At 63.7% G+C, this 5,183-nt stretch carries 5 protein-coding genes; all 5 read left to right on the plus strand.

Annotated elements, in window-relative coordinates; all coding sequences use genetic code 11:
• A partial coding sequence (locus EN914_RS23510; protein WP_245497839.1) for a thiamine pyrophosphate-dependent enzyme occupies positions 1-726 on the plus strand: 726 nt, incomplete at its 5' end.
• A gap of 85 nt (positions 727-811) precedes the next feature.
• Entirely contained in the window at positions 812-1,384 is a 573-nt protein-coding gene (ilvN, locus tag EN914_RS23515; RefSeq protein ID WP_013531048.1) for an acetolactate synthase small subunit, read from the plus strand.
• A 132-nt stretch (positions 1,385-1,516) separates the two neighbouring features.
• A complete protein-coding gene (locus EN914_RS23520; RefSeq protein ID WP_024501399.1) occupies positions 1,517-2,113 on the plus strand; it encodes a LysE family translocator in 597 nt (198 codons plus the stop codon).
• 245 nt (positions 2,114-2,358) lie between these two features.
• Positions 2,359-3,633, plus strand: coding sequence for an efflux RND transporter periplasmic adaptor subunit (locus EN914_RS23525; RefSeq protein ID WP_024501398.1), 1,275 nt, complete (start codon positions 2,359-2,361; stop codon positions 3,631-3,633).
• On the plus strand, positions 3,630-5,183 hold a 1,554-nt coding region (locus tag EN914_RS23530), incomplete at its 3' end, for an efflux RND transporter permease subunit (protein WP_164778869.1). The genes EN914_RS23525 and EN914_RS23530, both read left to right, overlap by 4 nt.

Genomic DNA, 5,183 nt, shown 5'->3' on the forward strand with positions numbered 1-5,183 from the left:
CTCTACCCCTGGTGGGAGCAGATCGCCAAATGGCGTGCGCGCGACTCGCTCGCCTACAAGATGAACAACGACGTGATCATGCCGCAATACGCCATCGAGCGGCTCTACGAACTGACCAAGGGCATGGACACCTACATCACCACCGAGGTCGGCCAGCACCAGATGTGGGCGGCGCAGCACTATCGTTTCGAGAAGCCGAACCGCTGGATGACGTCGGGCGGGCTGGGCACGATGGGTTATGGCCTGCCGGCAGCACTCGGCGTGCAGATCGCGCATCCCGACGCTTTGGTCATCGACATTGCGGGCGACGCCTCGGTGCAGATGACGATGCAGGAGATGAGCGCGGCGGTGCAGCACGACGCGCCGATCAAGATCTTCATCCTCAACAACCAGTATATGGGCATGGTGCGGCAGTGGCAGCAATTGCTGCACGGCAACCGGCTGTCGCATTCCTATACCGAGGCAATGCCGGACTTCGTCAAGCTGGCCGAGGCCTATGGCGGCCACGGCATTCGCTGCGAAAAGCCGGACGAGCTGGACGACGCGATCAAGGAGATGATCTCGGTCAGGAAGCCGGTGCTGTTCGATTGCCGCGTGGCGACGCTCGCCAACTGCTTCCCGATGATCCCGTCGGGCAAGGCGCATAACGAGATGCTGTTGCCCGACGAGGCGACCGACGAGGCGGTGGCCAATGCCATCGACGCCAAGGGCAGGGAACTGGTGTAGCCGGCAGAACCAAGGCAGGGCTGTCGCGAGAAAGCCCTGCGCAAACAACGAATTAGCTCAAGAGCTTGAAATCGAGATTCATGTCATGAACGCACAGCTACAACCGACCGGTTCGGCCTATTTTATCGCCAAGGAAACGGAAAAGCCGGAAAACCACACGCTTTCCGTGCTGGTCGACAATGAGCCGGGCGTGCTTGCCCGGGTCATCGGCCTATTTTCCGGGCGCGGCTACAACATCGAGAGCCTGACCGTCTCCGAGACCGAGCATGAAAAACACCTGTCGCGCATCACCATCGTGACGCGCGGCACGCCGCATGTGCTGGAGCAGATCAAGCACCAGCTGGAGCGCATCGTGCCGGTGCACCGCGTCGTCGACCTGACCGTGCGCTCGCATGAATCCGGCCAGGAGCGGCCGCTGGAGCGCGAACTGGCGCTGGTCAAGGTCGCCGGCATCGGCGAGGCCCGGGTCGAGGCGCTGCGGCTGGCCGATGCGTTCCGCGCCAGCGTCATCGACGCCAACACCGAGCATTTCATCTTCGAGATCACCGGCAAGGGCTCCAAGATCGATCAGTTCATCGCCATCATGAAGCCGCTCGGCCTGGTCGAAATCTGCCGCACCGGCGTGGCGGCGTTGAACCGCGGCCCGCAGGCGATGTAGGCCTTCGGTGCTGGCGCCGGGCGCGCCAGCCAGCTTCCACAGTGAGGCTTCTGGCCCCGCTGTGGGCCGTCCGTGGGCCTTTGCGGGTTGCCTAGAAAAGACAACGATCCTGACTTGTCGGGGAGGATATCCATGTCGCTTGACGCTTTCCTTGCCCTGCTTGTCTACGCCTTGGTGACTTCGATCACGCCGGGGCCGAACAATCTCATGCTTCTGGCATCGGGCGTGAATTTCGGCATCGTCAGAACCGTTCCGCACATGCTTGGCATCAGCATGGGTTTCCTCGTGCTGCTGCTTGCCGTCGGTCTTGGCCTTGGCGCTGTGTTGACGGCGTTTCCGGCGCTGCATACCGCGCTCAAGATCGCCGGCGGCGCCTATCTTCTGTACCTCGCCTGGAAGATCGCCATGTCGCGCACGCTGACCGGCAAGGGCGAGACGAAGGCGCGGCCGATGCGCTTCATCGAGGCGGCTGCATTCCAGTGGGTCAATCCCAAGGCGTGGGTGATGGCGATCACCGCCATGGCCGTCTATGCCAATGCCGAGCACCCGTTCCTGTCGGTGGTGTTGATCGCTGTGGCCTTCACCATCGTCAATTTGCCGAGCGTCTCGGTGTGGGCTGGGTTCGGCACCGCGCTGCGCGGTTTCCTGTCGGACCCGGTACGGCTGAAATGGTTCAACATCGCCATGGGCGTGCTGCTGGCGGCGACGCTTTGGCCGATGCTCAAATAGGTCGAGACGCGCATTCTGGTCGTCTCAGGCCGGAAGGCGATGGCTCGCAAGCCGTCGGATGGGGATTCAGCCCGTGTTGCACATCCATTGTGCAGTGCACATTAAATCTTCGTAATGCCGTGTTTTGGCCCTTTTCCGACAAAGGCGCGTCCTATCTATTCGGCGAAATCGCGGCAACGGGCCGTGATTTGCGCTAGAGTAGAACCATCGGACCACGACGTGTCGGGTGGAGAGGGCCTTTGACCATGCGTGGAAAAGTCGTTCTTTCGTTGCTTGCCGCCGCCTGTGCGGGCGCGGCCTGGCTCTATGTGTCTCCGGACGCGCTGAGCAAGGCTCAGCAGCTCATCGGCGCAAAGCAGGTCGCTGCCGCGGACAAATCGGCAACCGGCAAGCCGGCAGCGGGCGACAAGGCGGCAGGTGGCGGCGGTGCCGCCCGCTCGGCTTCCATCCTCTCGGCCGTCGCCTCGACAGCCGATTTCCCGATCCGGCGTTATGCGATCGGCTTCGTCTCTTCTCCCGCCGTCGTCAACATCAACGCGCGGGTGTCCAGCCAGATCGTCTCGATCGACGTCAAGGATGGGCAGATGGTCAGGGTCGGCGACGTTCTGTTCTCGCTCGATGACCGGGCGCTGAAGGCGCAGCTGGCAAAGGATCAGGCTGCGCTCGCCAAGGACCAGGCGCTGCTTGCCAGTTCGAATTCCGATCTCCAGCGCGCCAAGGATCTGGTTGCCAAGCAGGCCGGCACGCAGCAGACCTACGACCAGGCCGTCGCCGCGCAGAAGGCTGCCGCTGCGACCGTTGAAGCCGACAAGGCGACAATCGACGCCGACAATGTCCAGCTTGGCTTCGCCACGATCACGGCGCCGATTTCCGGCAGGTTGGGTGCGGTCAGCGTCGCCGTCGGCGATCTCGTCACCGTCAGCAATGGCAACAGCAGCACGGCGACCCCGCTGGTGACCATCACCCAGATGGACCCGCTGCAGGTCAACTTCAATCTGCCGGAAAGCAATCTCGCCCTGCTGCACAAGGCGCTTGCCAATCCGCAGCAGGGCGCGGTGACACTGACCAAGGATGGTGACGCGACGCCGATCGGCAAGGGCACGCTCGATTTCGTCGACTCCAGCGTCGACACCGCGTCGGGCACCATCGCGACGCGGGCAAGTATTCCCAATGCCGACCTTTCGCTATGGCCCGGCCAGTATGTGAATGTCGTGCTCGACGCCGGCATCATGCCGCAGATGACATCGGTTCCTACCGTCGCGGTGCAGCCAAGCCAGAAGGGCCCGTTCGTCTATGTGGTCAAGCCGGACAACACGGTCGAGATGCGGCCGGTGCAGGTGGCGCTGACCGAAGGCGACAACAGCGCCATCAGCCAGGGGCTGAAAAGCGGTGAGAAGGTTGTCACCGAGGGCCAGACACGGCTGAAGGACGGCGCCGCGGTGCATGAAGGCAAGACCACGGCGGGTGCCGCTGCGCCCAAGGTGGCCGAGGCGACCAGCGCCGGCGAGGCCGCCCAATGATTTCCGAATTCTGCATACGCCGGCCCGTCGCCACCCTTCTGATGTCGTTCGCCCTCGTGCTGGGCGGGCTGTTCGCCTACAAGTTCCTGCCGGTGGCCGCACTGCCCAGCGCCGAATTCCCGGTGGTCAACGTCTCGGCCTCGCTGCCCGGCGCCTCGCCGGAAACCATGGCGACATCGGTGGCGACGCCGCTGATCAAGCAGTTCGCCACCATCGCCGGCATCGATTCGATCTCGACCACCAACTCGCTTGGCCAGACCTCGATCGCCATCCAGTTCGTGCTCAACCGAGACATCGACGCGGCGGCGGCCGACGTGCAGGCGGCGATCGCGCGCACGCAGAAATCATTGCCGCCGCAGATGACGGCGCCGCCGAGCTATCGCAAGGTCAATCCGGCCGACGCGCCGATCCTTTTGATGTCGCTGGTCAGCGACACGGTTCCGCTGACCGACCTCGATGCGTTCGCGGAAAACGTCATCTCGCCGTCGCTGTCGACCATCGACGGCGTGGCGCAGGTCTCGATCTTCGGCCAGCAGAAATACGCGGTGCGCATCCAGATCGACCCGACCGCGCTTGCCGCACGCGGCATCTCGATCGATCAGCTGCAGGCGGCGGTTGCCTCGGCCAACAGCAACACGCCGCTCGGCGTGCTCCAGAACGACAAGCAGCAGCTCACCATCACCGCCAACACGCAGCTGACCGACGCCGCCGGTTTCTCCAACATCATCATCGCCACCAAGAACGGTCACCCGGTACGGCTGGGCGAGGTGACCCGCGTGGTCGATTCGGTGCAGACGACCACGACGGCGAGCTGGTATGACGGTACGCGCGCGATCATCATGGCCGTGCAGCGCCAGCCCGACGCCAACACTGTCGACGTCGTCGACAAGGTCAAGGCGATGCTGCCGTCCTTCAAGGACCAGATGCCGGCCGCCGCCGACATCAAGCTGCTTAACGACCGCTCCAGTTCGATCCGGCAGGCGGTCAGCGACGTGCAGTTCACGCTGCTGCTCACCATTGCCCTGGTCATCATGGTGATCTTCGTGTTCCTGCGCCGGGTGACGGCGACAATCATCCCGGCCGTGGCGGTGCCGATCTCGCTGATCGCCACGCTCGGCGCGATGTTCCTGTTCGGCTTTTCCATCGACAACATCTCGCTGATGGGCCTGACGCTGGCGGTCGGCCTCGTCGTCGACGACGCCATCGTGATGCTTGAAAACATCTTCCGCCACATGGAGGAGGACGGGCTGTCGGCCTTCGACGCCTCGCTGAAGGGCGCGCGCGAAATCGGCTTCACCATCATCTCGATCTCGATCTCGCTGGTGGCGGTTTTCATCCCCGTGCTGCTGATGGGCGGCGTTATCGGGCGCATCTTCAACGAGTTCGCCGTAGTGGTGACGGTCGCCATCCTGGCGTCGATGTTCGTGTCGCTGACGCTGACGCCGATGCTGTGCTCGCGGCTGCTGTCGGTGACCAAAGCCGACCGCGACAAGCATGGCCCCGGTCACAAGCAGGACCTCGTCACGCGCGGCTACGACAGGGTCTTGAGC

It is taken from the genome of Mesorhizobium sp. M7A.F.Ca.CA.001.08.2.1 (genome assembly GCF_003998455.1).
Lineage (GTDB): Bacteria > Pseudomonadota > Alphaproteobacteria > Rhizobiales > Rhizobiaceae > Mesorhizobium > Mesorhizobium ciceri.

Excerpts from the sequence above, each read along its gene's own strand:
- EN914_RS23520 (WP_024501399.1), top strand. The coding sequence starts at position 1,517 with ATGTCGCTTGACGCTTTCCTTGCCCTGCTTGTCTACGCCTTGGTGACT.
- EN914_RS23525 (WP_024501398.1), top strand. The coding sequence starts at position 2,359 with ATGCGTGGAAAAGTCGTTCTTTCGTTGCTTGCCGCCGCCTGTGCGGGC.
- ilvN (WP_013531048.1), top strand. The coding sequence starts at position 812 with ATGAACGCACAGCTACAACCGACCGGTTCGGCCTATTTTATCGCCAAG.